Raw genomic sequence first — 24,116 nt, forward strand, 5'->3', positions numbered from 1 at the left:
TTTTTTTACCTTAAACTTTAGCCTTAACATTATAGTAACAAGTTTAAACGTTTTATTAACAATTTTTACTTAAATCTATTAAATAATTTTGTATTTAAGAAAAATGATGTATATTTGCATCAATAATTAGTTGTTCTTTAATAAAGTTTTTTAGTGTTAATGAACCCTTTCATAGTTTCTATTGAAAGGGTTTTACATATAATTACGTTACATTAATGTTAAAATTTTTTCCCCTTATCCTAATCCCCCACTATATTTTAACAAGTCATTAATCCTAATATTTCATTTATAACATATATAAATATTATCTTTTTTATATTTATACAATTATTTTAGCTTAATGAATAAAATCCAAAATAAAAAAGTAATATATAAAGATTTACTTCATGCTGATTATCTTAAAACTTGGAAGTTGCAAGAAAAATTACTCCAATATATTGTTTCAATCAAATTAAAAAACAAAAAATCAATAACTAACGAAATAAATCTTACTCCCAATTATTTTTTGTTTGTTTCCCATCCGCATATATTTACCTTAGGTAAAAATGGTAATTTAGACCATCTTCTTATCAGCAATATCAAACTTCAAGAAATTAATGCTCAGTTCATTAAAACCAATCGAGGCGGAGATATTACGTATCATGGTCCCGGACAAATTGTTGGATATCCTATATTTGATCTTGATAATTTTTTCAATGACATCCATAAATACATGCGCTTGTTGGAAGAAGTAATTATAAAAACCATAAATTTTTATGGAATTAAAGGAGAAAGATCTAACGGCGAAACAGGTGTATGGATTGATGTAAATAAACCTATGGCCAGAAAAATTTGTGCTATTGGTGTAAAGGCCTCCCAATGGGTCACTATGCACGGTTTTGCCCTTAATCTATCCCCCAACCTTTCCTATTTTGACTATATCGTTCCTTGCGGTATACAAAACAAATATGTTACTTCTTTAGAAAAAGAATTAGGTATATCCGTAAACCCGGATGAGGTGAAAAAAGTTATTAAAAAATACTTTTCTGAAATATTTGATCTTGAATGGATTTAATATTTATATTCTATAATTTTTAATTATAATTACTATTTCATCTTCCATAAATTAAATTCTTCACCAATTTAATTCTTCATCTTAAAATTCGAAATAGTAAAAAAAGATAAAAATTTTTTTTTATTAATTTTTACATTGTGCTTTATATCTTTAAGAATTTGTTAATATAATTTTTAGATTTTAAATTTTTAAAAACTAAAAAAATTGAATTTCTACTTTATTTAACACTTTTTGTGATTTATTTAACTCTAATATTTTTTTTTGATTTATTTATTTAACAACATAAAAATCATGTTTTTTTGAATATTTAATCCATTTACATTTTATTATCACTTATATAGCACATTTGCAATATTTTTTATATTTTTGTTTGGAAAAATATAAAAATATGGGTACTGAATCGGATAACCTGCATAATGCAGAAGGAAATGAAAAAAAGGTTGAATCAACTCAAAATTTAGAATCAACATATAATAAAAATTCTTCTAAGGAAGATTCTATTGATGAGCTAAATTCTGAAAACAACAAGGAGGATCAATCCGTTGAAGAAACAACCATTCCTGAAAAAGATTATGAATCTTTTTCATTAGAAAAACTCATTGATGAGCTTAAATATCTTCACAATCATTATCCAGTTCAATTAATTGGAGAAAATATTAATTCCATAAGGGATATATTTTTAAAAAAATTTGATGAACATGAAACGGAACGAAAACAAAAGTTCCTTGATGAAGGTGGAGACGAGCTAAGTTATCAACCCGATCAATTCTTAAAAAACAAATTCAATTCAGCCTACCACGACTATAAAACAAAACTAAACTCATATTATAAAGAACAAGAACAAAACGAGCAAAATAATCTCAATAAAAGACTTCAGATAATTGAAGAATTAAAAGAGCTGTATACAACCCCTATGGAATCGATCAGTTCTTTTTTTAAAAAATTCAGAGATATAAAAGAAAGATGGCATAATGCAGGTAAGATTCCTAAATCAAGAGCCGGTGATGTTTTCAGAACCTATTTTCATCATTTAGATAATACACATGAATTCATCAAATTAAATAAGGAACTTGAAGAATTGGACTATGCTCATAATTTGGAACAAAGAAGGGCTATTATTAGCAGAGCCGAAGAATTGACAACTGAGCCAAGTGTGCAAAAAGCATTAAATGAACTGCAATATTTGCACAAGCTATGGAAAGAACAAGCAGAACCTGTGGCGGAAGAGTTTAGAGAAAGTACTTGGCAAGAATTTAAAGCAATAACCCAAAAAATTCATGAACGCAAATCTGAATTATTTGAAAAAATTAAAGAAGAGCAACAAGCGAATTTGGAGAAAAAACAAGCCATTATTTCTCAACTTGAAACCATAGCATCCGCTGAAAATCCCGATCATTCCTTCTGGCAAAATAATGTTAAGAAAATAGAAAATTTAAGAGAAGCTTTCTTTACTACAGGAAGAATTCCTAAAGAAACCAGTAGTGACACTTGGAGTAAATTTAAAAGTCTGCTTCATGAAATCAACAATAAGAAAAATACATTTTATAAAGATTTAAAAAAGATCCAACAAGAAAATCTTAAAAAGAAAAACGACCTATTGGAAATCGCTAAAGCTAATAAAGACAGCGAAGATTGGGAAGTTGCTTTAAATCTTTATAAAAAGATTCAGAATGAATGGAAAAATATTGGTCATGTTCCAAGAAAATATTCTGATAAACTTTGGGATGAATTCAGAGAAAATTGCAATTATTTCTTTAACCGATATAAATTAAGAAATAATAAAGTTAATGAAGAATGGATCGAAAATTTAAAAAGAAAGCAAAGTCTTTTGGAAGAAATATCCTCCATTTCTGCTACTGATAAAGAAGATGCCCTTGCTAAAATCAATGATTACAGCATTCAATGGAATTCTATAGGAAAAGTTCCCAGAGAGAATATGAACATCAATAAAGAATTTAATTCAGCTATTAAAAATCTTATTAAAAAATTCGATATTGATAAAAACATCATTGATGAAATTCAGTTAAATATTAAAGTAGAAAATTATAAGCAATCTAAGGATGATAAAAAGCTGGATGAAGATCTACGAAAAATGAGAAAGCAAATTCAAGATTTGGGACATGAAATTGTTCAATTGGAGAATAATTTATCATACTTTTCAAATGCCAATCAAGACAATCCGCTTTTACAGAATACATTAAACAATATTGAATCTAAAAAAACTAAATTGGATGAATTAAAACAGACTTATTCAAAACTGGTTAATTTAAATTTGTCTGAAAGCGATTCAAATTATGAAGATGGTGAAGGTATTTCTGAAGAAACTGGGGAAGAATAATCTATTTCACCGCTTATAAAAAGTATTTATGGGTAATACTGTCGATGAAATCTATATGCGGCGTTGTATAGATCTTGCTCAAAATGGTTTGGGAACCACTTATCCTAATCCTTTAGTAGGTTCTGTTATAGTTTACAACAATACAATAATTGGAGAAGGCTGGCATAGAAAATCCGGTGAAGCTCATGCTGAAATTAATGCCATTTCCTCGGTTAAAGATAAAAGTTTACTTAAAAAAAGTACCATTTATGTTTCCTTAGAGCCTTGCGCTCATTACGGAAAAACTCCTCCTTGCGCTTTAAAAATAAAGGATTTAATGTTTAAAAAAGTGGTGATCGGTACTCAGGATCCAACGAGTAAAGTTAACGGCAAAGGAATTGAAATAATTCGCAATTCAGGTATAGAAGTAGTTACCGGTGTTATGGAAAAAGAATGTAAAAGATTAAATAAAAGATTTTTTACTTATCATTTGAAAAAACGACCGTATATTATTTTAAAATGGGCAGAAACTTTAAATAAGAAAATAGATAATGGCAGAGATAGAAACCATCCGTTCTGGATAAGCAATCCGTTTTCAATACAAAAAACACATGTATTAAGAAATGAAGAACAATCTATATTAGTCGGAAAAAATACTGCTTTAATAGACAATCCAAGTTTAACTACCCGATCTGTTTATGGTAATAACCCAATAAGATTACTCATCGATAAAAATTTAGAAATTCCTCTCAGTCATCCTATTTTCGATGACCAAGCTGAGACTTTTATCTTTACGGAAAAAAAATCTCAATCAACTATTCATTTAAACTATTTTCAATTAGATTTTGACAAGGATTTAGTTCCCCAAATTATAAATGTTTTATACGACAAAAATATTCAATCGGTAATCATCGAAGGCGGTAAACAAACCTTACAACATTTTATTGATAAAGGAATGTGGGACGAAGCAATGATCATCACGTCTCCAAATATATTAAAAAATGGTACTAGTGCCCCTATTCTTTTCGGAGATATTAGTTATCAAGAATTGGTGGGAGACAACCTTATTTCATATCTTAAAAATCCATCAACGTTATATTAATCAATTATCTACAAATCAATATCTTAAATTTACATGGATGATAAATTTATTTATAAAACTGTTGATACTGAAATAACGGATGCTCTTTTAAAAATTAAAGGAAGTAAATTTTACGGGCTAATATTTAATGTCAATAATGAACAAGAAGTAAAGAATTATCTAAAATTTAGTGAAACACTATATCCCAATGCAACGCATTATTGTTATGCTTTTCGAATGGGCATTTCGGGAGAGCTATACAGAGCCAATGATGATGGAGAACCTTCGGGTACTGCCGGATTACCAATCTATAATCAATTGCTTTCTTCAGGACTAACCAATGTACTTTTAATTATAGTACGATATTTTGGAGGGACTAAACTTGGGGTTGGGGGATTGATAAAAGCTTATAAAGAAAGTGCTCAATATACTATTGAATGCGCAAAAATCATTTTTAAGGAATTAAGTGAGAACTATGAGCTCTTATTTGATTATGCGTATCAATCTTCTATTATGACTCTTTTAAAAAAATTATCGATTGAAATAGTATCAAGCACTTTTTCCGATAAATGTTATCTTGTAGTTGAAGTTCCCATGAAAAATAAAGAATTATTTTTTGAAAAATTCGATTCTTATTTGGCTCAAAATTTTATTGTCATAAAAAAAATTTTATAGCTCACTTATCGTACTGAGCAACAAATTTTCTACCGATTTATTAATCCAAAATAACACTAATTTTCCTTCTTTAAAAGCCATAAAAAATCATCTTGTTTTTTTGATTTCACAGACCAAAAATATACCTATTTCTTTAGAAAAATGATGGATATTAAAATAAATAATTTGTTCAACAACATTTCAATTCTATTTTTGCCTATTTGATGAATAAATTGTTTTTCACAACTATTGGCTCATATTCTGCAATCCCTTTATTGGCCCTATATAGATCGATTTTATACAATCCAAATTATTATAAATAATCAATATTTTTAAACTATTGTTTTTTATCCTATTTATCCTATCATATTCTTATTTTTACGCTTTATTTCATCCAAGATAGAATATATATTTACTTACTAATAAATTTCTAAAAATACAACAGGTAATCCTCTTTTTTTTTCTAAAATAAATTAACAATTTTGTGATCTAAAAGGTGGGTAAAATTTTATCCTTTATTTTTTATACAAATTTAAAAAAATGTTAAATTCTGCGATTTCAATATGGGAAGCCTGTCTACAATATATCAAAGATAATATCTCTGAGAAATCCTATTTTACATGGTTCCAACCTATCAAGGCCGTAAAGCTTCAAGATAAAATATTAACCATACAGGTACCCAGTAAGTTTTACTATGAATATCTTGAAGAAAATTACATAAAGATAATAAAAAGTGCCTTAACCAAAAATTTGGGAAAAGATGCCAAATTGGTTTATTCCATTATGATGGAAAAAAACCAACAATCTGAAAATTCCTATACCGTTAACATTCCAAGTTCCCAAAAAGTACAAATAAAGGTTCAGGAAGTGGAAGCTCCCCTATTTATTGAAAGAGGAGTTAAAAATCCATTTATTATTCCCGGATTACAAAAATTAAAGATTGATAGTCAACTCAACACAAATTATACATTTGATAATTTTATTGAAGGAGATTCTAATCGTCTTGCCCGTTCTGCGGGAAAACAAATTGCTAAAAGACCCGGCGGTACTTCTTTTAATCCTTTATTTATTTATAGTAGTGTAGGTTTAGGAAAAACCCATTTGGCTCATGCTATCGGCTTAGAAGTTAAAAGAATTCAATCTGAAAAAACTGTCTTGTATGTTTCCATGGAAAAATTTTGTCAACAATTCCAAGAAGCTACAAAATCAAACAATAGAAATGATTTTATTCATTTTTATCAAATGATTGATGTGTTGATCGTCGATGATATTCATTTCATATCGGGTAAAAAAGGTACACAAGAAGTATTTTTCCATATTTTTAATCATTTACATCAAAACGGAAAACAGATTATATTAACCTCGGATAAATCGCCGATAGACATTCAAGATGTTGAGCAACGATTAATCTCTCGATTCAAATGGGGACTTTCAACTGAAATACAATCCCCTGATTATACTACGAGGTTAGCAATTCTCCAACAAAAAATGGAATTTGATGGTATTGCGCTTTCTGATGAAGTTTTAGGATATATTGCTAAAAATATTAAAACCAATATTAGAGAACTGGAAGGATCTCTAAATTCCATAATTGCTCAGGCAACTTTCAATAAAAAGGAAATAACCTTAGATCTTGTTGAAAAAACACTTTCTAATCTTATTACTAATTCCAAAAAAGATATTACCATAGATTATATTCAAAACTTGGTTTGCGATTATTTTAAAGTATCAATTGATGCTTTACAATCAAAAACCAGAAAAAGAGATATTGTTCAGGCGAGACAATTAGCTATGTATTTCGCTAAAAAATATACCAATGCCTCTCTTTCTTCTATTGGTATTCAAATTGGTAAAAGAGATCACGCAACTGTATTACATGCATGTAAAACGGTTGACAACTTATTTGAAACAGATAAGTTATTCAAATCTTATGTTGACGATTTAAATAAAAAATTGACTTCTGATATATGAAAATATTAATGGTTTGTTTAGGTAATGTTTGTCGTTCCCCTATGGCAGAAGGAATTTTACGTTCAAAACTTCCTGATAGTTTTACTGTAGATAGTGCCGGGATAACCGATTATCACGTAAATGAAAAACCAGATAAACGTGCGATTCAGGTTTGTAAAAAAAAAAATATTGATATTTCTCAGCTAAGAGGCAGAAAATTTATTACTTCTGATTTCGACGAGTTTGATGCCATTTATGTTATGGATCATGCCAACTACAGCGATATAATTTTCAAAGCAAAAAAAGAAGCAGATAAGAAAAAGGTTAAGCTAATTATGTCCGAATCTCCTACTGCTGTTAAACAAAGTGTTCCGGACCCTTATTACGGTGATATAGAAGATTTTGAAAATGTTTTCAATCTATTGAACGAAGCTTGTACTTGTATTGCTGAAAAGCTTACAAAGGATTAATGGATAAGTTACTTACCCATTAATCGCTTCTACTGCTTCAATTTCATTAGGTAACATTTGTTTTAAAAGTTCCTCAATTCCATTTTTTAAAGTAAATGTTGAGGATGGACAACCATTGCATGCGCCTTGTAAAAGCATTTTAGCTACCTTCGTTTCTTCATCGAAAAAAATAAGTTCTATATTACCTCCGTCTCCGGCAATTGCAGGTAACACATATTCATCCAAAATATTTTTAATTTTAATTTCAATTTCTGAAAATTCTCTTTCCGTATGATCTGTAGTTTTATAGGTGGAAAAATTTTTTATATTGCTGATCTCTTTTTCTTCTCTTAAATATTCAGAAATAGTATACCTTAGTTCCATAGAGATATCTTCCCATTGATAATCATCTGCTTTAGTTATGGACACGAAATTATCCGATATAAACACTTCTTTTACATAAGGAAAACTAAATAAATATTGTGCTAAAGGGACTTCTTTAGCTTCGCTCTCATTTTTTAATTCAATTATTCCTTCAACTAAAATTTTGTTGGTAACAAATTTCATCACAGAGGCATTAGGCGTCATTTCTACATACACAGATATGGGAGTATTACGCGGCTGTAAAACAACTGAAGGATTCGCCAGTAATTCGTCTTCAATTAGTTCTTTTACTTCATCTAAAACCATATCCCATTCTACCATATCATTTTTTTGAACAGCAATAAAATTTGCTGTAATAAAAATATGAGTAACAAATGGCAATTGAAGTAATTCTTGTGCTATAGGAATATCACCCGCTTTTTTTATATCCGATATTTCATAACTGCCTTCTACTAATGTTGAGGGGGCAACGAATTTAACTATATTTTTATTGGGAGTTTTTTCAATTTTTAATTTCATGTCATTTAGTTTAATTCTTCAAAATTACATAACTTGCTAGTATCTATAAACAGATTCTTATAATATTATTTAAAAATATGGCGCTACTTAAAAAAGTATTAGATAAATTTCCCACTATTGAAAATGATTGTTATTTATCAGAAACATGCGTAATCATCGGAGATGTGACTATAGGAAGCCAAAGTTCTGTTTGGTTTAATGCTGTAATCCGTGGTGATGTTAATTTTATAAAAATCGGCAGCAGAGTTAATATTCAAGACAATGCAGTTATTCATTGTACCTATATGAAACATCCTACCCTTATTGGAAATAACGTATCTATAGGTCATAATGCAATTGTCCATGGATGTTCCATTCACGATGATGTTCTGGTTGGTATGGGAGCTATAGTCATGGATGATGTAACCGTAGAAAGCAATGCAATTATTGCTGCCGGAGCTGTAGTCACTCAAGGTACGTTTATATCACGTGGTGAAATTTGGGCAGGAATTCCGGCAAAAAAAATAGGTATGGTTTCAGAAGATTTAATGAAAAATAAAATACATCAGACGGCTTCCAATTATCTTAAATATAGCAAATGGTATAGTAATGAAGAGGATGATGATGACAACGGCATTTAAGGATTCGATGAAAGAAATTTATTAACTTGATTACACTTTTTGTCAATAGTAAAGATTTAGATAAAGATAATTTTATTTTATGATTTATAATTTATTTTTAGTTGGATTAGGTGGATCTATAGGTTCAATCATCCGTTATCTATTATCTCTTTATATCCAAAAATATTATGGAGGAATATTTCCTTTAGCTACCTTTCTTATAAATTGTAGCGGATGTATTGTCATCGGATTTTTTTTGGGATTATCAGAACGATTTAATTTTATAAACAATGAAATAAAATTACTATTGGTAACCGGTTTTTGTGGAGGATATACTACTTTTTCAACTTTTTCAGCGGAAAATTTGCAATTATATCAAAATCATCAATTCTTCACTTTAGCTTTATATATAGGTATCAGCATCTTTATAGGAATTTTGGGTGTTTGGATAGGAAATTTTATTTCTAAAATCTGATATACCAGTAAATTTTAGAGTAAAAGTCGAATTATGATTGTTGGTTTCTAGGAATGTTATGAAACCGGATTTTTAATCTTAAATCTACAATCCAATTAGATTTACTGCCCAAAAAAGAAGGATAGATAGAGCTTGTAAGGAATGAAAAATAAGTATAGAGTTTAATTTGAAAATTTATAAATTATTTCCTTCTCTTCGTTTTGAATTTGGAATTCAAGATATTTAAAGCTGTCTCTAGGAATTACCCTAATCCATCGTTTGTAATTTAGAAACCATTCATTGCGTATGCTTTTAATGCCTTTAGTTAAATATGCTGCAACAAAAGGATGTGTATGCAAATACAATTTGCCTTTATTAGAAACTATGGCATTTAAGATTTGTTGTTGAATTTTATCTACTAATACAATAGGAGATTCTACTTTTCCATTAATATTAGGATTTTCCTCTGTTGTATTCAACTGTTTTTGAGGGCGTACTCTTTGTCTGGTGATTTGAACTATTCCAAATTTACTTGGAGGTAAGATTTTATGTTTTGCTTTATCATCTTTCATTACCTTTTTTAGATACTCATAAAGATCTTTTTTGTGCTGAGATGAAGTTAGATCAATAAAATCTATAACGATGATTCCTCCGATATCCCGTAAACGCAATTGACGAGCAATTTCTGCTGCAGCTAATTTGTTGATATGTAAGGCTGCATCTTCTTGAGATTTTTGATTGGCTGTAACGTTCCCTGAATTAACATCTATAACATGCATGGCTTCAGTATGTTCAATTATCAAATACGCGCCTTTCGATTGATAAATATTAACATGCTTACCAAACAATTGTTTTATTTGCTTATCTATATTGTAATATTCAAAGATGGGAATATGGGAATCGTAATATTTAACTAACTTAGATTTTTCGGGAGCTATAATATTAAGGTATTCTTTCATCTCTCCGGCCAATTCCTCATTATCACAAACGATACTAACAAAATCTTCATTTAAATTATCCCTAAGAATTGATGAAGCTTTATCTAATTCTCCCAAAATTTTGGCAGGTGCTTTGCTTTTTTTAATATTACGAAAGCACACATTGTTCCATTTATTTAAAAGATTAGTTAATTCCGATTGTAATTCTTGAGCGGATTTACCTTCTGCTACCGTTCTAATAATAAGTCCGAAACCATTAGGGCGTATTTGTTCTCCGATTTGTTTCAACCTGTCTTTTTCTTCAGCAGTAGAGACATTTCTTGAAACTGATGTTTTGGATGCAAAAGGTATCAATACAAGATACCTTCCGGCTAAAGAAATTTCGGAAGATAATCGAGGACCTTTGGTTGAAATAGGCTCTTTGGTAATTTGTACGAGTATATCCTGATTAGGAGTTAGAACATCTTGTATAACTCCATCCTTGTTTATATCTTCTTCAAAAGGGAACGAAGTTAATTTGGGTGAATTTATTTTACCGGAAGATACTCCTTTACAGTATTTTAATGAAGATTTAATTTGTGGACCTAAATCAAGATAATGTAAAAAAGCATCTTTTTCGTATCCGATGTTTACGAAACAAGCATTAAGACTTGGGGCAAGTTTTTTTACTTTGCCCATAATAATATCTCCAACCGTAAAATTATTTCCTATTTCTTCTTCATGAAGTTCTTGAATCCTTCCTCCTTCTAATATTATAATTCTAACCTTTGAATGTTCGTATGATACTATTAATTCTTTACTCATCTTTTACATTAATTATCCACCCTTATACACATTCATTTTTGAACAAAAACATTCTTTACCTATTGTTTTTGAGTTTAAACTTTGGTAAAGAATGTACAAATATCTTAAGTAAAAAAACCTTAGTTTTATGTTAGAAGAAAATTATTTATTTTTCTTTTTATGACGGTTTAATCTTCTTCTTTTTTTACGTTTATGGGTCGCTACCTTATGACGTTTTCTTTTTTTTCCGCTTGGCATAGTGTTCTTTTATTTATTAATTATTACTAATTTTTGACTTTAACATTTGTTTTTACGTCTTCAACAAAAGACTTAGCTGGTTTAAAAGCAGGTACATTGTGAGCCGGAATCTTAATAGTTGTATTTTTAGAAATGTTTCTTCCTGTTTTAGCTGCTCTTTTTTTAATTAAAAAAGTTCCAAAACCTCTTAAATAAACATTATCACCCTTAGCCATAGCAGTTTTAATCTCATCCATAAAAACTTCCACGACTTTTTGAGTTTCAACTTTTTCAAGACCCAGTTTACTTGAAATCGAATTTACGATATCTGCTTTTGTCATACTTTTAATATTATATTATTATACTTCTAATTAAATTTTGAGTTTGCAAATATAATATTATTTTTGGAAAGTAAAACTTATAAACATTTAAAAGTGTGAATTTTATTAGTCTTTTACAGAAATGGTATAAAATTAATAAACGCTTACTGCCATGGAGGGAAACTCTTTCTCCTTATAACATTTGGATTTCGGAAATTATTTTTCAGCAAACTCGTATTAATCAAGGATATGAATATTATTTAAATTTTATTCAACGGTTTCCTAATGTTGAAGTTCTGGCAAATGCCTCCGAAGATGAAGTATTAAATTCCTGGCAGGGATTGGGATATTATTCTAGAGCGCATAATTTACACTTCACCGCAAAATACATTGTAAATGAATTAAATGGTATTTTCCCTAATTCTTATCATGAAATAATTAAACTTAAAGGAATTGGAAAATATACTGCCGCTGCCATAGCTTCAATATCTTTTAATGAAAAAGTGCCCGCCCTGGACGGTAATGCATTTCGAGTATATTCCAGAGTTTTTGGCTCAGAAAAGGATATAAGTAAAAATAGCACATTTACCTACTTTTTTGATTTAATTAAACCTTTAATGCCCAAAAATCCGGGTGATTTCAATCAAGCGATCATGGATTTCGGTTCGATGGTCTGTACACCGTTACATCCAAAATGCGATCAATGTATTATTCAGGAGGAATGTTTGGCCTATACTAATAATTTACAAAACGTTCTTCCAATTAAATCTTCCTCGGTTAAAATTAAAGAAGAAAATATTCACTATGCCTATCTTTTTTGTAAAGACTTAACATTAATAAAAAAAAGAAATAACAATTCGATTTGGAAAGGGTTATATGAATTTCCCTTATTTGACCAAAATTTCAAAAATTACCAAATTATCCATAACCATCAGATCAAACATAAGCTTAGTCATAGATTGTTAACTATTACCATTTCAGAAATTGAAATTGATGAAAATGATTTTTATCAAGTCGCCCATAAAATAAATGCTATAATTTTGAATAAAAACAACTTAAAAAGCTACGCTTTTCCAAAACCCATGGAAAATTTTTTATTTTATAATTAAATTTTTTATTATTTTTGCTCATCAATGCGATCAATTTATATATAAAAATGAGTACATCTATTAATAAAGTAATTTTAGTTGGGAATTTAGGTACTGACGTAAAATCTTATAGGTTTAGTGATGGAAATATTGTTGTTAACTTTCCGGTTGCCACATCTGAAAGTTATATGAATAAAGAAACCGGAGAAAAAGTAGATGTAACTGATTGGCATAATATAACTGCAAGAAATAAACTGGCAGAACTTTGTGAAAAATTTTTGAAAAAAGGAAGTAAAGTTTACATTGAAGGAAAACTTAAAACTCGTAAATTTGATGATAACGGTATTACTAAACATATTACCGAAGTTATTGCAGATAATATTTTATTTTTATCCAACTTATTGGGTAAACAACCTGAAAATGAAGACATAATTCAGCATGATTTTTAAACTTCAAAAATACTTATAATAAAATTTCAATTTATATGGACGAGCCCGGGCCCACGAGTATTTCATTAATTTATATCCTCTTATTTTATAATTTTCTCTTCTCCTATTGTTTTAAGAGAAAAACTTTCTTTAAGTTATTTAGTAAAATTCTACAGGTATGTGCATTGACTGCTTTTGCATATACTTTATCCCCTCAAAAATATTTTTATTACAAGATAAAATATTTATATAAAAAGTTTCTATTTATAGGTAATAGATGGGATAATATACGTATTGTATCTAAAAATTCGTTATATATATTATTTAATTAAATACTAAATTTATTTATTTAGATGGGTAAATCATTAAAAAAATTATATATTTTATATTTTATTATTCTATTTTCTTTGTTTTTACTTAGTTGTAAGAAAGAAGAATATTTACCTAAGCCAATCGGCCAGGTAAGATTAGAATACCCTGCACCCAATTACATACTTTTTAAAAAAGAAAAATGTCCTTTTGAATTTCAGTATTCGAACCTCACTAAAGTAGAGGATAAACACAAAAATTGTTGGTACAATTTTAGTTATCCATTCATGAAAGCAACTCTATATTTAACTTATTCTGAGGTAAACGGAAATTTAAATTCGCTATTAAAAGAAGCTCAGAGACTTGTATATGAACATACCATAAAAGCCAATTCTATAAAAACCAAATCATTTTCTTATCCGGAAAAAAAGGTATTTGGGAATCTTTATCGATTGGGAGGCGAATCTGCTTCAAATATTCAATTTTATGTAACAGACAGTATTAAACATTTCCTTTCAGGAAATTTATATTTTAAAGTTCAGCCTCGGCCTGATTCTTTACAACCTGCTGTTGAATATATTGAAAAAGATATTATTAAAATGATTGAAACAACTACCTGGGAATAAACTTAATTTTTTTATATTAAAATGTTAGAAATAGGAATTCTTTTATTATTAACTCTTTTAAATGCCTTTTTCGCTATATCTGAGATTGCCTTAGTATCTGTAAAGAGGCAAAAAATTGAAAACAAAGTTAAAAAAGGAAATAAAAAGGCTCAAATAGTACTCAATCTTTTAGAAAAACCGGAAGATTTTTTATCTTCTATTCAAGTGGGTATAACTTTGATCGGTATTGTATCGGGTGCTTATGGAGGCGCTACCTTAGTAAAATACGTTACTCCATTTTTTGAGCATTTCTCATTGACAGCAACCCATGCTAATGAACTGTCTTATATGGTAATTATAGCATTGATTACTTATGTGTCCATAGTTTTGGGAGAGTTAATTCCTAAGACTTTCGGCATGAGAAATCCTGAAAAAATAGCTTTGACTGTTGCTCCAATTATCAAAGTTTTTTCAATGGCTTTGTATCCGTTTGTTAAAATCCTTTCATTTTCAACCCATATATTTAACAAGATATTTAAAATTTCAAATGTGGAAGGTGAAAAAATTTCTGAGGACGAACTAATTTATATGCTTAAGACAGCAAGTTTACAAGGGGTTTTAGAAAAAGAGGAAAGTGAATTGCATCAAAATGTTTTTGCTTTTTCAGAACAAAAAGCTAAAAGTTTAATGACATACCGCAAAAGAGTTGAATGGATTAATTTAAAAGATAGTTTCGAAGAAATTGAAAAGCAAATTAAAGACAGCAATTTTACCAAATTTCCAGTTTGTGACGGTAATTTAGATGAAGCTAATGCCTATTTGGCAATAAAAGAATTTTATGAAAATATAAATACACCAAATTTTGATATCAAATCCATTTTAAAAACTCCGATCTTCATTCATGAAAATATGCATTCTGTTGATATTTTACAGGAATTCCGTAAAAATAAACAGCATATGGGTTTTGTAGTGGATGAATATGGTACATTTCAAGGTATTATTACTTTGCAAGACCTTATTGAAGGTATTGTAGGTGACATGCCTGAGAGCGATGAAGAGGAGACAGAAATTGTGCAACGTGAAGATGGTTCATATTTAGTTAACGGTAATATAGGAATTAGAGATTTAAATTCCTTTTTTGATGATACCATTATAGAATTAGACGATGATGAATATGTTACGTTAGCCGGATTTATTATTTATCACATGGAGTATATTCCTGAAGTTGCCGAAAAATTCAATTATAACGGATTTTCATTTGAAATTGTAGATAAAGATGCAAATAGAATAGATAAAGTATTAATGGAAAAACTTAATTCTACGGAGGAAAACGAAGAGAGTTCCGCTGAAGATGAAATTACTGATTAATACTATTTTTTATGGTTTACTTTATTTATAGTTTGCTCTTTATTGGATTTATTATTATTTCATTTATGCTTTATCGGTTTTTACTAAAAACTACCGATATAATGAAGTATATGTTTTTCATTATTTTATACATAGTCGGTATATTACTATTTTTTCAGGCAGCAGAAATGATTATTATCTATTGGTATGATCCCATACCTGCTAAGTATTTAAATTTTATGTTCTTAACCTATCTTTTTGCTACAATGATTGGATTTATAAGTATTTCAATTATTACCATTAAAAAGTTAAAAAAGAAATGAGTTATTCATTTGATTTATAGACTTTAACATAAAAATTTTCATCAACATAAAATTTATTGATTAAATTCTTACGTTTGACGGATTTCCAATTTTCTGTAGGTTTAATTTTACCTATAGACGTGTTTATTTCCATTGAAAAGCCTTTAACAATGTTTGACCATTTATAAAATAAGGCATTATCTTTTATATAATAATTTAATACGGGTATATCTACGGTTCTTAAATATTGGTCAAAAATTTTAGAAAAATTAATTCCTGATTTTTCTGATATATAATTTTCTATTTGACTCGAAGTAACAGTTTGATGATAAAAATCTTGGTTTAAACCTCTGAGTATATTTCTGAATAGCTCATCATTTCCGATAATTTGTCTTATGGTATGTATCATATTGGCTCCTTTATCATACATATCTATACTACCTTTTTTATTTTTAGAATACCTTCCTATAATGGGAATATCATTTTTAATATTCTTTCTTTGTCCTATTATATACCTATTTGCTTTTTCATTTCCATAAAAATATTCAACAAATAACGTTTCCGAATAGGTAGTGAATGCTTCATGTATCCACATGTCTGCAATATCCGCATTAGAAATATTGTTGCCAAACCATTCGTGTCCGGATTCGTGAACTATAATAAAATCCCAATCCAACCCTATACCCGTGTCACTTCTGTCTTGACCTAAATAGCCATTTTTATAATTATTGCCATAAGCAATTGCACTTTGATGTTCCATGCCCAAATAAGGCGCTTCAACGATCTTATAACCATCCTCATAAAAAGGATACGGACCGAACCAATATTCAAATGCTTCAAGCATCTTTTTTACTTGTGAAAATTGAAATTTAGCTTTATTTAAATTTTCAGGCATAACCCAATAACTTAATTCTAAATTTCCTTTTTCTCCCTTATATTCATCTTTAAAATTTACGTAATCTCCTATATAGGGAATTATATTGTATGAATTTATGGGATTAATTACCTGCCATTTAAAATAATTTTTTTTTGATTCATTCCAGTTATCTTTAAGTTTCCCATTGCCTATACCTTTTAAGTGGTTATTGGTAACAATAGTTAAGGTCATTCCTTCATCCGGCTCATCTCCCAAATAGCCCTTGCATGGAAACCACACACTGGCACCAATGCCTTCACAAGCAACGGTCATCCAATCTTTACCATTTCTATCTTTAGAAAATATCCAACCTCCATCCCAGGGAGCATTTTCTGCAATTTTGGGTTTTCCGCTAAAATAAATAATGAGTTCCTGATCAACATTTTCTTTTTCTGCATTGCGACTTATGTCTAAATAATAAAAATTTCCTTTTTTTACATATGGTATATGGTTATTTTTTACAGTCAAAATACTATCAATATTCATTGGATTTTGAAGATCTATTTGAATTATTTCAGATCCTTTATTTTGGAATTTAATTTTGTTTGATCCTTTTAGAAATTTTGCTTTAAAGTCCGGTTCAATAATTAGATCATAATGTTTTACATCCCAATGATCTATATACTTATTTTTATTACTTTCTATCGAATCTTTAAATATAAATAAGGCTCTTTCTTGAGCAACAAAAATTAGAGGGAAGAATAAAAATATAATGTGTTGAAATTTAAGCGATTTCATAATGAATACTTTAACGATGGATCTATTTGCTAAACTAATTATATAAAAGAACGTATAGGATGTAAGTATCTTGTACTTTACTTTAATTATTGTAAAATACTTTTATAACAATGAAAAGTTTATAATACGTATTGGTAAAAAAATATTAGACACTAATGAACTTCACTCTAATTTAATCGTATTTCACATTTGAAGTCAAATTACTTACTATGTAGTTAATTTCTATTAGTAAATACCTATTTGATGTAATTTGATTAAGCATTATACATAATTAAAATTGGTAAAATACTTATTTTAATAAAAAAAGTCATTAAAAACAAGCTATTTAACTCGCTTAAAATGACTTACTTTAGTGACCGCGGAAGGAGTCGAACCCTCAGCCTTCAGAGCCGTAATCTGACGCTCTATCCAATTGAGCTACGCGGCCATTTATTTTGCGTGCAAAGCTAATAAAATTTTTTTTTCTATTAAAATCTTTTTGAATTTTTCAATGAATTTTCATTATTCATTCAAAACTTTTTATTTAACAATACTTTTTTTAAAATTTTAGAAATAGGGGTTTCTAAATATTTATAGCTAAACAATGAAAAAATGCAAGCTAATGAAGCAATAAGTAAAGGTATGAAAAGTATTTCTTTTCCAAAATAATTATATATAGTTTTTATTGTCGCAACTCCAATGTGGTAATGAATTAAATATAATGAATATGAGGCTATACCTAATTTAACAATCCATTTATTATTTAAAAAGGATAGATATTTAGGAAAGTATATTAAAATTAAAAAAACGGATATTATTATAGTATGAATCAATAGATATTTAACGTGTCTACTCCAAAACGCTAATATGATAGATAATATAAAAATATAACCTATAATTTTATAATCTCTTTTATTGTTATATAGTTTATATAAATACATTCCTATTAGAAACCATAAACATTCATGAAAAAATACAAAAGATCTACTGACGTATTTATAATAATTTATTTTTTCATTTGAAATGAAATTTTGTAAAATAATATGTCCTGCTTTACTCCAAAATAACACGTAGAAAAAAATACCTATGATACAAATTATTATATAATTTCTCATCATTTTTTTTGGCGAATAAAAATATAAAAAACCTATTAAAAAATAAAAATTCACTTCAACCCATAAACTCCAGTAGCAATTATCTATATAATAAAACTTATTATAACCATAGGGTATATTACAGAAATACGGGTCAATAAAAGCATTTGCAATTAAATAATTATATATATTTCTAGAATTTGCGTATTCTTCACCTAAGTAAATGTATTTAAAAAATAAAAAAGTTAATGTAGAACATACAAACATTCCAGGAGCTAATCTAATATATCTTTTTTTAAGAAATTCTAAATAATTTCTCGATTTTTCTAAAGAAATGGATATAACAAATCCGGATATAATAAAGAAAATTTGAACTCCAATATATCCATATATAGCTATATTTTTAATAATTTCATTTTTCGAGAAATTGTAATAATGCCCTAGCATTACCATACCAATAGATAAAACTCTTAATCCATCTAAAACCGGCACCCTAGAATCTTTCATTACTGATTTTTTATATGTATTTATTTACTATTTCTAATAATTTTTCTGGATAATTTATAATATATTGAGCCCCTTGCTTTTTTAATTCCTTTTCGGATCTGAATCCCCACAGAACCCCTATACTTGTTATGCCTGCATTTACAGCTGTTTGCATATCTGTTCCGGTATCTCCAACATAAATTATTTCTTCTTTATTTGTTATACCTAATTCATTCATAATATCGTAAACAATCTGTGGATTCGGCTTCATGGGAACGTTAGTTCTTTGTCCAAAAACAGATGAAAATTTTATTTCACTAAAATATTTTTTTACTAATGCTTGAGTACCTTCCATAAATTTATTGGATGCTACTGCCAGTTTTATATTCATGGAAGTGAGTGATTTTAACATTTCAATTACTCCGTCATAGGGTGCTGTCTTTATAGCTGAATGCTTAGTATAGTATTCAATGAATTCATCTCTAATTTTTTCAATTACCTCAAAATCACTTTTTAATTCGGAAGGCAAAGCTCTTTGAATCAATTGAGTCATTCCATTACCTACAAAATTTTTGTATGAATCTAAAGCATGTACCGGTAAATGATTTTTTTCTAAAATATAATTACATGAATCAGCTAAATCATTTAGCGTGTTAAGTAAAGTTCCGTCTAAATCAAAAATAGCCAACTTAATCATAATTTTAATTTTTTTATTTTACAAATATAGTTTTAAACAGATAGTTAAAGTCTCCTGTTAATGACCAATTTTTTACATAATCTTTATTTATATTAATTTTATCCTTCCAAATGATCGTATCATTGTATAATTGTGGATCTTCAACTTTAGATAAAATTTCCTCTTCATTTCTGTATTTTAGTTGAGCCGGACCTGTAATCCCCGGTTTTACGGAAAGAATAATTTTATCTTCCCCTTTTAATTTGTCCGCATAGCCCGGCACATCGGGCCTGGGACCCACCCAAGACATATCACCTATAAGAATATTTAAAATTTGGGGTAATTCATCCAATTTATATTTTCTTAATAATTTACCTAATTGGGTGATTTGCATTTTATGTGTAGTGACCGTTGATGTATATACCCCTTTCATCGTTCTAAATTTGAACAAATTGAAATGTTTACCATTTTTACCTATTCTATTTTGAGTAAAGATTCCAATCATACCTGTGTCAAATGTAACCGCAATAAATATAATTATCATGGGGACAAGAAAAATAATAAAGCATAATAATGCTAATAAATAATCTGCTATAATTTTATTTTTCTTCATACTATTTATTATACAAAATTATAAAAGAAAAAGGATTTCTTACGAAATCCTTTTCCTATTAAGCACCTTTTAAAATAAACATTGAATAAATATTCTAATAACTATTAAAAAACTTTTTCTCCGTGTTGTGTTATATCTAAACCTAATTCTTCTTTCTCAGGATCAACCCTTAATGGAATAATTTTATTTACAATAAATAATAATAATAACGTTCCAAAAAAAACAAATATGGAAACGGCAATCATTGCTATAAAGTGATTAACAAACAATGAGGTCTCTCCAAAAAACAATCCGTTTGAAGGAATATCTTCATTTATAGACTTATCCGCGAAAACTCCGGTTAAGAGCATTCCTACCATACCTCCCACTCCATGACAAGGAAAAACGTCTAAGGTATCATCTACCCCGTTAGTATGGAAAAATTTAACCATGTAAAAACTAATCACGCTGGCAATTAATCCGATAAACAATGAATGTCCTAAAGAAACAAATCCTGCACCCGGGGTTATAGCTACTAAACCCACTACTGCTCCTACACAAACTCCTACTGAAGATAATTTTTTTCCATTTATTTTTTCTAAAAATCCCCAGGTTAGAGCACTTAAAGCAGAGGCTGCCGTTGTATTTGCAAAAGCTAACACCCCTAACTCATTGGCCGCAAACGATGATCCTGCATTAAATCCAAACCAACCAATCCAAAGCAAACTGGCACCCAAAATTACATAAGGTATTTGTGCGGATGCTAGAGTTGTATCTCTTCTTTTTTTCAAAAAAATGGCTCCTGCTAAGGCCGCCCAACCGGAACTCATATGAACCACCGTGCCTCCGGCAAAATCCAATATTCCTGCCTTTGCTAATATTCCTTCCGGATGCCATGTAGCATGTGCCAGGGGGGAGTAAATAAAAATTGAAAACATAACTATAAATAATAAATAACCCCAGAATTTTATACGCTCTGCAACACCTCCTGAAATTAATGCCGGAGTTATAATGGCAAATTTTAATTGAAAGAGGGCAAATAAAAGTATGGGGATGGTAGGCGCTCCTACCCAGGCAGAAGTTGTTCCAATCCCTTGCATAAACATATGAGGTAATGGATTTCCTATGATACCGCCTATATCCGGTCCGAATGCCAATCCAAACTCAAAGATAAACCATAAAACGGTTATTGTCACCATAGCTATAAAGCTCTGAAATATAGTGCTTATTATATTTTTACTGTTAACCATTCCTCCATAAAAAAAACCTACTCCGGGAGTCATTAAAAAAACAAGCACTGAAGCTACTAACATCCAAGCTACATCAGCAGAATTAAAATTTATGCCTTCTGCAACTGCTTTTGAAGACTCTGCTGAAAATAATGTATTTGAAAAAAGGCTTACTAAACCTACGAAAATTAAAATTAGAATTAAAATATATTTACGCATACCCAATATTTTATTCAGCAAAAATATAATTTTTTAATTAAAAACAAAATAAACATATGTTTTTTAACGGGTATAAATTATAAATATTAATAAATTATAAGATATACCCCTATTTTTTAATACCACAATTTATTTTTATTGCATTTAATTTATATATTATATTGGATAAAAATTTAATCTAAACATTTGATTATTTAAATCGTTTAATATATTTATCTCTTATTTAAAGAACTCTTCGTGTACCTTCTTAAAAGAAAGTAATTCGTTACACAATGAATTACTCAACTTATAAAAACTATAAAAATATATTTATAAACATCTGCAAGTACTCAAATTAAATTTATTTTATATAATTTTTTTAAAAAATTTTTATAATATTTGCGATTCATTCAATAGTATTTTAAAAATAAAACCCACAAGTTCTTTTCAAACTAGACTTGCAAAATTCTTTTAAAAATGTACTTAGTATTAAACATTTATCATGCAAACACCAATTCTATAAAAATTATTACATATAAACTACTATATAATTATACGTTAAAAGTATTTAGATAAATATTAATGTATTTTATTTCTATATATTAAAAAATAATATATATTTATCCGAAATTAAAAACTATATTAATGGAAGTTATAAACAACTGATTTTAAATGAATTACTAATTTTTTAATAACAATTTTTATGAAAAAAATTCTTTTAACACTTAGCACTATTTTAGCGCTATATTCATGTAATAATGAAGACTTACATGATGGTTCATCCCCCTCTCATTCTTTGAATGATAAGAAAATTATCAATCAGTCCGGCTCTATACAAGGAGTTACCTATTCATTTGATAATGTGGAAGTAAATCCTAATTTAGTAACCTTGAATACAGAAAATAGTTCTATTCTTAGTACTAAAGAGGAGTTATCAAGAGGATTTATTAGTTTACAAAACATATCTGAAAAAATCGGTAAAGAACTAATCCCGGGTAATACGGTTTATTTAATTACCCAAGATTCGACGTATATAAGAAATATCACCTCAATTAATCAAAAAAATGATATTTATAATTTAGAAACAACGGATGCCAATATAGGCGATGTTTTTGAAAACGGTACGTTAAGCTTATCTTTAAATATTGATGATACTAACAACAATAAGAATAGTTCTTTACTTGCACTTAAAAATGCTTACGATAAAGAATACGTTTTTCATCCTTTGATTTTTAATAAAGAATTTCGTGTAAAAGGGCTAATTTTTAATCCGGACAGTAAATTAACCCCTTCTATCGCTGTAAAATTAGGTTTTGATAAATCACGCATTATACCTAGCGTAATTGAGATGTATTATAACAGCCATACAGAATATAATCCGACTTTAACATTAGATAAAGACTTTAAAGGTAAATTTTCTCATGATTTTATCGATAATGTTCCACAAATCCTGATCGATTATTTAAAAAAATATAGTGTAGAAATAAAAATTCCTACAGGCAAATATTTAGGAGACGTTCCGGTTAAAATTAGTGTAAACCAAATTAATTTTCCAACTGAAATTGAAGCAAACGTTTACAGAGGATCTAGCGTGAGCTTTAAAGCCGAAGGTAATATAAAATTAGGTGTTAAATTTACACTTGATAATAATCCGGATTATATCTATGAAAATGGAATTCAAAAAATAGACGGATTTACTAATAATTTATACGGAGAAGTTTTAACCGACATGAAATTTATCATCATACCTCAAGTTCAAGTTTTCCAATCTAAATTAATTGATGTTAAAGGTAAAATAACTGTAGGACTTAAAACTTCTAATATAGGTAATGGAACTTCTTCAGGTGATTCTAAAAGTTTTTCACAAGGAACAGTCTATACTTCTGCGGCATTCACTTTTTCAAGTTTAGGCTTACCTGCCTATACCACCGATATTTTCAAAAAATCTATAAATATATGGAAAAAAGGAGAATATATTAATTCTGTTTCTTTTTCAAATTTTAAAGTGGGTAAAGCTACCATTGTACCATGTAGCGGTTTGACCTCTTTTGGATATGATGTGTTATTGGATTATAAATACAGCTTACCAGGTAAAACAATTTCCGGTGATTTAGAGATAACTTATGATGTATATGCTGATAATGGTACTCTTCTTGAGTCCAATAAAACAGTTAAAGTGTTGCCATATAATGTAACTTCTAACTCATTTAAATTCAACATGTGTATTCCTTTCAGAAAAATCAATTTCTTCAATATATCTAAAATTAGTTATGTTAAAAATATAACTATTAAAGATGCTAACGGTTATATAGCGAATGGAATATTAGACCCATTGACCGGAAGCCCGGTTACTGAAATTGCATTTGTAAGGTAATTTTTCTTAGTAATAT

At 28.6% G+C, this 24,116-nt stretch carries 21 protein-coding genes and 1 tRNA gene; 13 read left to right on the plus strand and 9 right to left on the minus strand.

What is annotated here, in order from left to right; genetic code table 11:
- Positions 1-340: 340 nt before the first annotated feature.
- The 6 genes from lipB to GYM72_RS06760 all read left to right on the plus strand — a co-directional run bounded on the left by lipB (position 341) and on the right by GYM72_RS06760 (position 7,526).
- Positions 341-1,054 (plus strand): lipoyl(octanoyl) transferase LipB, encoded by a 714-nt coding sequence (gene lipB, locus GYM72_RS06735; protein WP_160564151.1) that lies wholly within the window; start codon positions 341-343, stop codon positions 1,052-1,054.
- A gap of 388 nt (positions 1,055-1,442) precedes the next feature.
- Positions 1,443-3,392, plus strand: coding sequence for a DUF349 domain-containing protein (locus GYM72_RS06740; protein WP_220263880.1), 1,950 nt, complete (start codon positions 1,443-1,445; stop codon positions 3,390-3,392).
- Positions 3,393-3,420: 28 nt separating this feature from the next.
- Positions 3,421-4,473 carry a bifunctional diaminohydroxyphosphoribosylaminopyrimidine deaminase/5-amino-6-(5-phosphoribosylamino)uracil reductase RibD gene (ribD, locus tag GYM72_RS06745; protein WP_255571466.1) on the plus strand — a complete coding sequence of 351 codons (1,053 nt, stop codon included), beginning with the start codon at positions 3,421-3,423 and terminating at the stop codon, positions 4,471-4,473.
- Between the two features lie 33 nt (positions 4,474-4,506).
- Positions 4,507-5,127 carry a YigZ family protein gene (locus tag GYM72_RS06750; protein ID WP_220263881.1) on the plus strand — a complete coding sequence of 207 codons (621 nt, stop codon included), beginning with the start codon at positions 4,507-4,509 and terminating at the stop codon, positions 5,125-5,127.
- A 519-nt stretch (positions 5,128-5,646) separates the two neighbouring features.
- On the plus strand, positions 5,647-7,077 hold the full coding sequence (gene dnaA, locus GYM72_RS06755; protein WP_220263882.1) for a chromosomal replication initiator protein DnaA: 1,431 nt from the start codon (positions 5,647-5,649) through the stop codon (positions 7,075-7,077).
- A complete protein-coding gene (locus GYM72_RS06760) occupies positions 7,074-7,526 on the plus strand; it encodes a low molecular weight protein-tyrosine-phosphatase (protein WP_255571467.1) in 453 nt (150 codons plus the stop codon). Before dnaA ends, GYM72_RS06760 begins: the two co-directional genes overlap by 4 nt.
- A 12-nt stretch (positions 7,527-7,538) precedes the next feature.
- Here GYM72_RS06760 and GYM72_RS06765 read toward each other — a convergent pair whose 3' ends face one another.
- A complete protein-coding gene (locus tag GYM72_RS06765; RefSeq protein ID WP_220263883.1) occupies positions 7,539-8,408 on the minus strand; it encodes a NifU family protein in 870 nt (289 codons plus the stop codon).
- 77 nt (positions 8,409-8,485) lie between these two features.
- Between GYM72_RS06765 and GYM72_RS06770 the strand changes: the two genes are divergently transcribed.
- Both GYM72_RS06770 and crcB read left to right on the plus strand, forming a co-directional pair.
- Complete coding sequence (locus tag GYM72_RS06770; protein WP_220263884.1) at positions 8,486-9,028, plus strand: gamma carbonic anhydrase family protein; 543 nt, start codon at positions 8,486-8,488, stop codon at positions 9,026-9,028.
- Positions 9,029-9,107: 79 nt separating this feature from the next.
- Positions 9,108-9,482 (plus strand): fluoride efflux transporter CrcB, encoded by a 375-nt coding sequence (crcB, locus tag GYM72_RS06775; protein WP_220263885.1) that lies wholly within the window; start codon positions 9,108-9,110, stop codon positions 9,480-9,482.
- A gap of 161 nt (positions 9,483-9,643) precedes the next feature.
- Here the strand turns inward: crcB and GYM72_RS06780 are convergent, their stop codons facing one another.
- Positions 9,644-11,203: an Rne/Rng family ribonuclease gene (locus GYM72_RS06780; protein WP_220263886.1), complete on the minus strand. Its 1,560-nt coding sequence runs from the start codon at positions 11,201-11,203 to the stop codon at positions 9,644-9,646.
- 263 nt (positions 11,204-11,466) lie between these two features.
- The gene (locus GYM72_RS06785; protein ID WP_105298021.1) at positions 11,467-11,760 is read right to left on the minus strand and encodes an HU family DNA-binding protein; all 294 of its coding nucleotides are present in this window, start codon (positions 11,758-11,760) and stop codon (positions 11,467-11,469) included.
- A gap of 95 nt (positions 11,761-11,855) precedes the next feature.
- Here GYM72_RS06785 and mutY point away from each other — a divergent pair, with 95 nt between their 5' ends.
- The 4 genes from mutY (at position 11,856) to GYM72_RS06805 (ending at position 15,537) form a co-directional block, all read left to right on the plus strand.
- Positions 11,856-12,848 carry an A/G-specific adenine glycosylase gene (gene mutY / locus GYM72_RS06790; RefSeq protein WP_220263887.1) on the plus strand — a complete coding sequence of 331 codons (993 nt, stop codon included), beginning with the start codon at positions 11,856-11,858 and terminating at the stop codon, positions 12,846-12,848.
- 47 nt (positions 12,849-12,895) lie between these two features.
- Positions 12,896-13,276 carry a single-stranded DNA-binding protein gene (locus GYM72_RS06795; RefSeq protein WP_105298023.1) on the plus strand — a complete coding sequence of 127 codons (381 nt, stop codon included), beginning with the start codon at positions 12,896-12,898 and terminating at the stop codon, positions 13,274-13,276.
- Positions 13,277-13,608: 332 nt separating this feature from the next.
- Complete coding sequence (gene gldD, locus GYM72_RS06800) at positions 13,609-14,190, plus strand: gliding motility lipoprotein GldD (RefSeq protein WP_160564162.1); 582 nt, start codon at positions 13,609-13,611, stop codon at positions 14,188-14,190.
- Between the two features lie 21 nt (positions 14,191-14,211).
- Positions 14,212-15,537, plus strand: a complete 1,326-nt coding sequence (locus tag GYM72_RS06805; RefSeq protein ID WP_160564163.1) for a hemolysin family protein — start codon at positions 14,212-14,214, stop codon at positions 15,535-15,537.
- 303 nt (positions 15,538-15,840) lie between these two features.
- Here GYM72_RS06805 and GYM72_RS06810 read toward each other — a convergent pair whose 3' ends face one another.
- The 6 genes from GYM72_RS06810 to GYM72_RS06835 all read right to left on the minus strand — a co-directional run bounded on the left by GYM72_RS06810 (position 15,841) and on the right by GYM72_RS06835 (position 21,747).
- The gene (locus GYM72_RS06810; RefSeq protein ID WP_220263888.1) at positions 15,841-17,472 is read right to left on the minus strand and encodes a M1 family metallopeptidase; all 1,632 of its coding nucleotides are present in this window, start codon (positions 17,470-17,472) and stop codon (positions 15,841-15,843) included.
- A gap of 353 nt (positions 17,473-17,825) precedes the next feature.
- Positions 17,826-17,899: transfer RNA gene (locus GYM72_RS06815), tRNA-Arg, on the minus strand.
- Between the two features lie 82 nt (positions 17,900-17,981).
- A complete protein-coding gene (locus GYM72_RS06820) occupies positions 17,982-19,052 on the minus strand; it encodes an acyltransferase (protein WP_220263889.1) in 1,071 nt (356 codons plus the stop codon).
- Positions 19,053-19,062: 10 nt separating this feature from the next.
- Positions 19,063-19,728 (minus strand): HAD family hydrolase, encoded by a 666-nt coding sequence (locus GYM72_RS06825; RefSeq protein ID WP_220263890.1) that lies wholly within the window; start codon positions 19,726-19,728, stop codon positions 19,063-19,065.
- Between the two features lie 13 nt (positions 19,729-19,741).
- A complete protein-coding gene (locus GYM72_RS06830; protein WP_220263891.1) occupies positions 19,742-20,320 on the minus strand; it encodes a sugar transferase in 579 nt (192 codons plus the stop codon).
- Between the two features lie 104 nt (positions 20,321-20,424).
- Positions 20,425-21,747: an ammonium transporter gene (locus GYM72_RS06835; protein WP_220263892.1), complete on the minus strand. Its 1,323-nt coding sequence runs from the start codon at positions 21,745-21,747 to the stop codon at positions 20,425-20,427.
- A gap of 682 nt (positions 21,748-22,429) precedes the next feature.
- Between GYM72_RS06835 and GYM72_RS06840 the strand changes: the two genes are divergently transcribed.
- Positions 22,430-24,100, plus strand: coding sequence for a hypothetical protein (locus tag GYM72_RS06840; RefSeq protein ID WP_160564175.1), 1,671 nt, complete (start codon positions 22,430-22,432; stop codon positions 24,098-24,100).
- Positions 24,101-24,116: the final 16 nt, after the last annotated feature.

This window comes from Apibacter sp. ESL0404, from assembly GCF_019469245.1.
Classification (GTDB): Bacteria; Bacteroidota; Bacteroidia; order Flavobacteriales; family Weeksellaceae; genus Apibacter.

Coding starts and splice junctions, on each gene's coding strand:
- lipB (WP_160564151.1), top strand. CDS start 341: ATGAATAAAATCCAAAATAAAAAAGTAATATATAAAGATTTACTTCAT.
- GYM72_RS06740 (WP_220263880.1), top strand. CDS start 1,443: ATGGGTACTGAATCGGATAACCTGCATAATGCAGAAGGAAATGAAAAA.
- ribD (WP_255571466.1), top strand. CDS start 3,421: ATGGGTAATACTGTCGATGAAATCTATATGCGGCGTTGTATAGATCTT.
- GYM72_RS06750 (WP_220263881.1), top strand. CDS start 4,507: ATGGATGATAAATTTATTTATAAAACTGTTGATACTGAAATAACGGAT.
- dnaA (WP_220263882.1), top strand. CDS start 5,647: ATGTTAAATTCTGCGATTTCAATATGGGAAGCCTGTCTACAATATATC.
- GYM72_RS06760 (WP_255571467.1), top strand. CDS start 7,074: ATGAAAATATTAATGGTTTGTTTAGGTAATGTTTGTCGTTCCCCTATG.
- GYM72_RS06765 (WP_220263883.1), bottom strand. CDS start 8,408: ATGAAATTAAAAATTGAAAAAACTCCCAATAAAAATATAGTTAAATTC.
- GYM72_RS06770 (WP_220263884.1), top strand. CDS start 8,486: ATGGCGCTACTTAAAAAAGTATTAGATAAATTTCCCACTATTGAAAAT.
- crcB (WP_220263885.1), top strand. CDS start 9,108: ATGATTTATAATTTATTTTTAGTTGGATTAGGTGGATCTATAGGTTCA.
- GYM72_RS06780 (WP_220263886.1), bottom strand. CDS start 11,203: ATGAGTAAAGAATTAATAGTATCATACGAACATTCAAAGGTTAGAATT.
- GYM72_RS06785 (WP_105298021.1), bottom strand. CDS start 11,760: ATGACAAAAGCAGATATCGTAAATTCGATTTCAAGTAAACTGGGTCTT.
- GYM72_RS06795 (WP_105298023.1), top strand. CDS start 12,896: ATGAGTACATCTATTAATAAAGTAATTTTAGTTGGGAATTTAGGTACT.
- gldD (WP_160564162.1), top strand. CDS start 13,609: ATGGGTAAATCATTAAAAAAATTATATATTTTATATTTTATTATTCTA.
- GYM72_RS06805 (WP_160564163.1), top strand. CDS start 14,212: ATGTTAGAAATAGGAATTCTTTTATTATTAACTCTTTTAAATGCCTTT.
- GYM72_RS06810 (WP_220263888.1), bottom strand. CDS start 17,472: ATGAAATCGCTTAAATTTCAACACATTATATTTTTATTCTTCCCTCTA.
- GYM72_RS06820 (WP_220263889.1), bottom strand. CDS start 19,052: ATGAAAGATTCTAGGGTGCCGGTTTTAGATGGATTAAGAGTTTTATCT.
- GYM72_RS06825 (WP_220263890.1), bottom strand. CDS start 19,728: ATGATTAAGTTGGCTATTTTTGATTTAGACGGAACTTTACTTAACACG.
- GYM72_RS06830 (WP_220263891.1), bottom strand. CDS start 20,320: ATGAAGAAAAATAAAATTATAGCAGATTATTTATTAGCATTATTATGC.
- GYM72_RS06835 (WP_220263892.1), bottom strand. CDS start 21,747: ATGCGTAAATATATTTTAATTCTAATTTTAATTTTCGTAGGTTTAGTA.
- GYM72_RS06840 (WP_160564175.1), top strand. CDS start 22,430: ATGAAAAAAATTCTTTTAACACTTAGCACTATTTTAGCGCTATATTCA.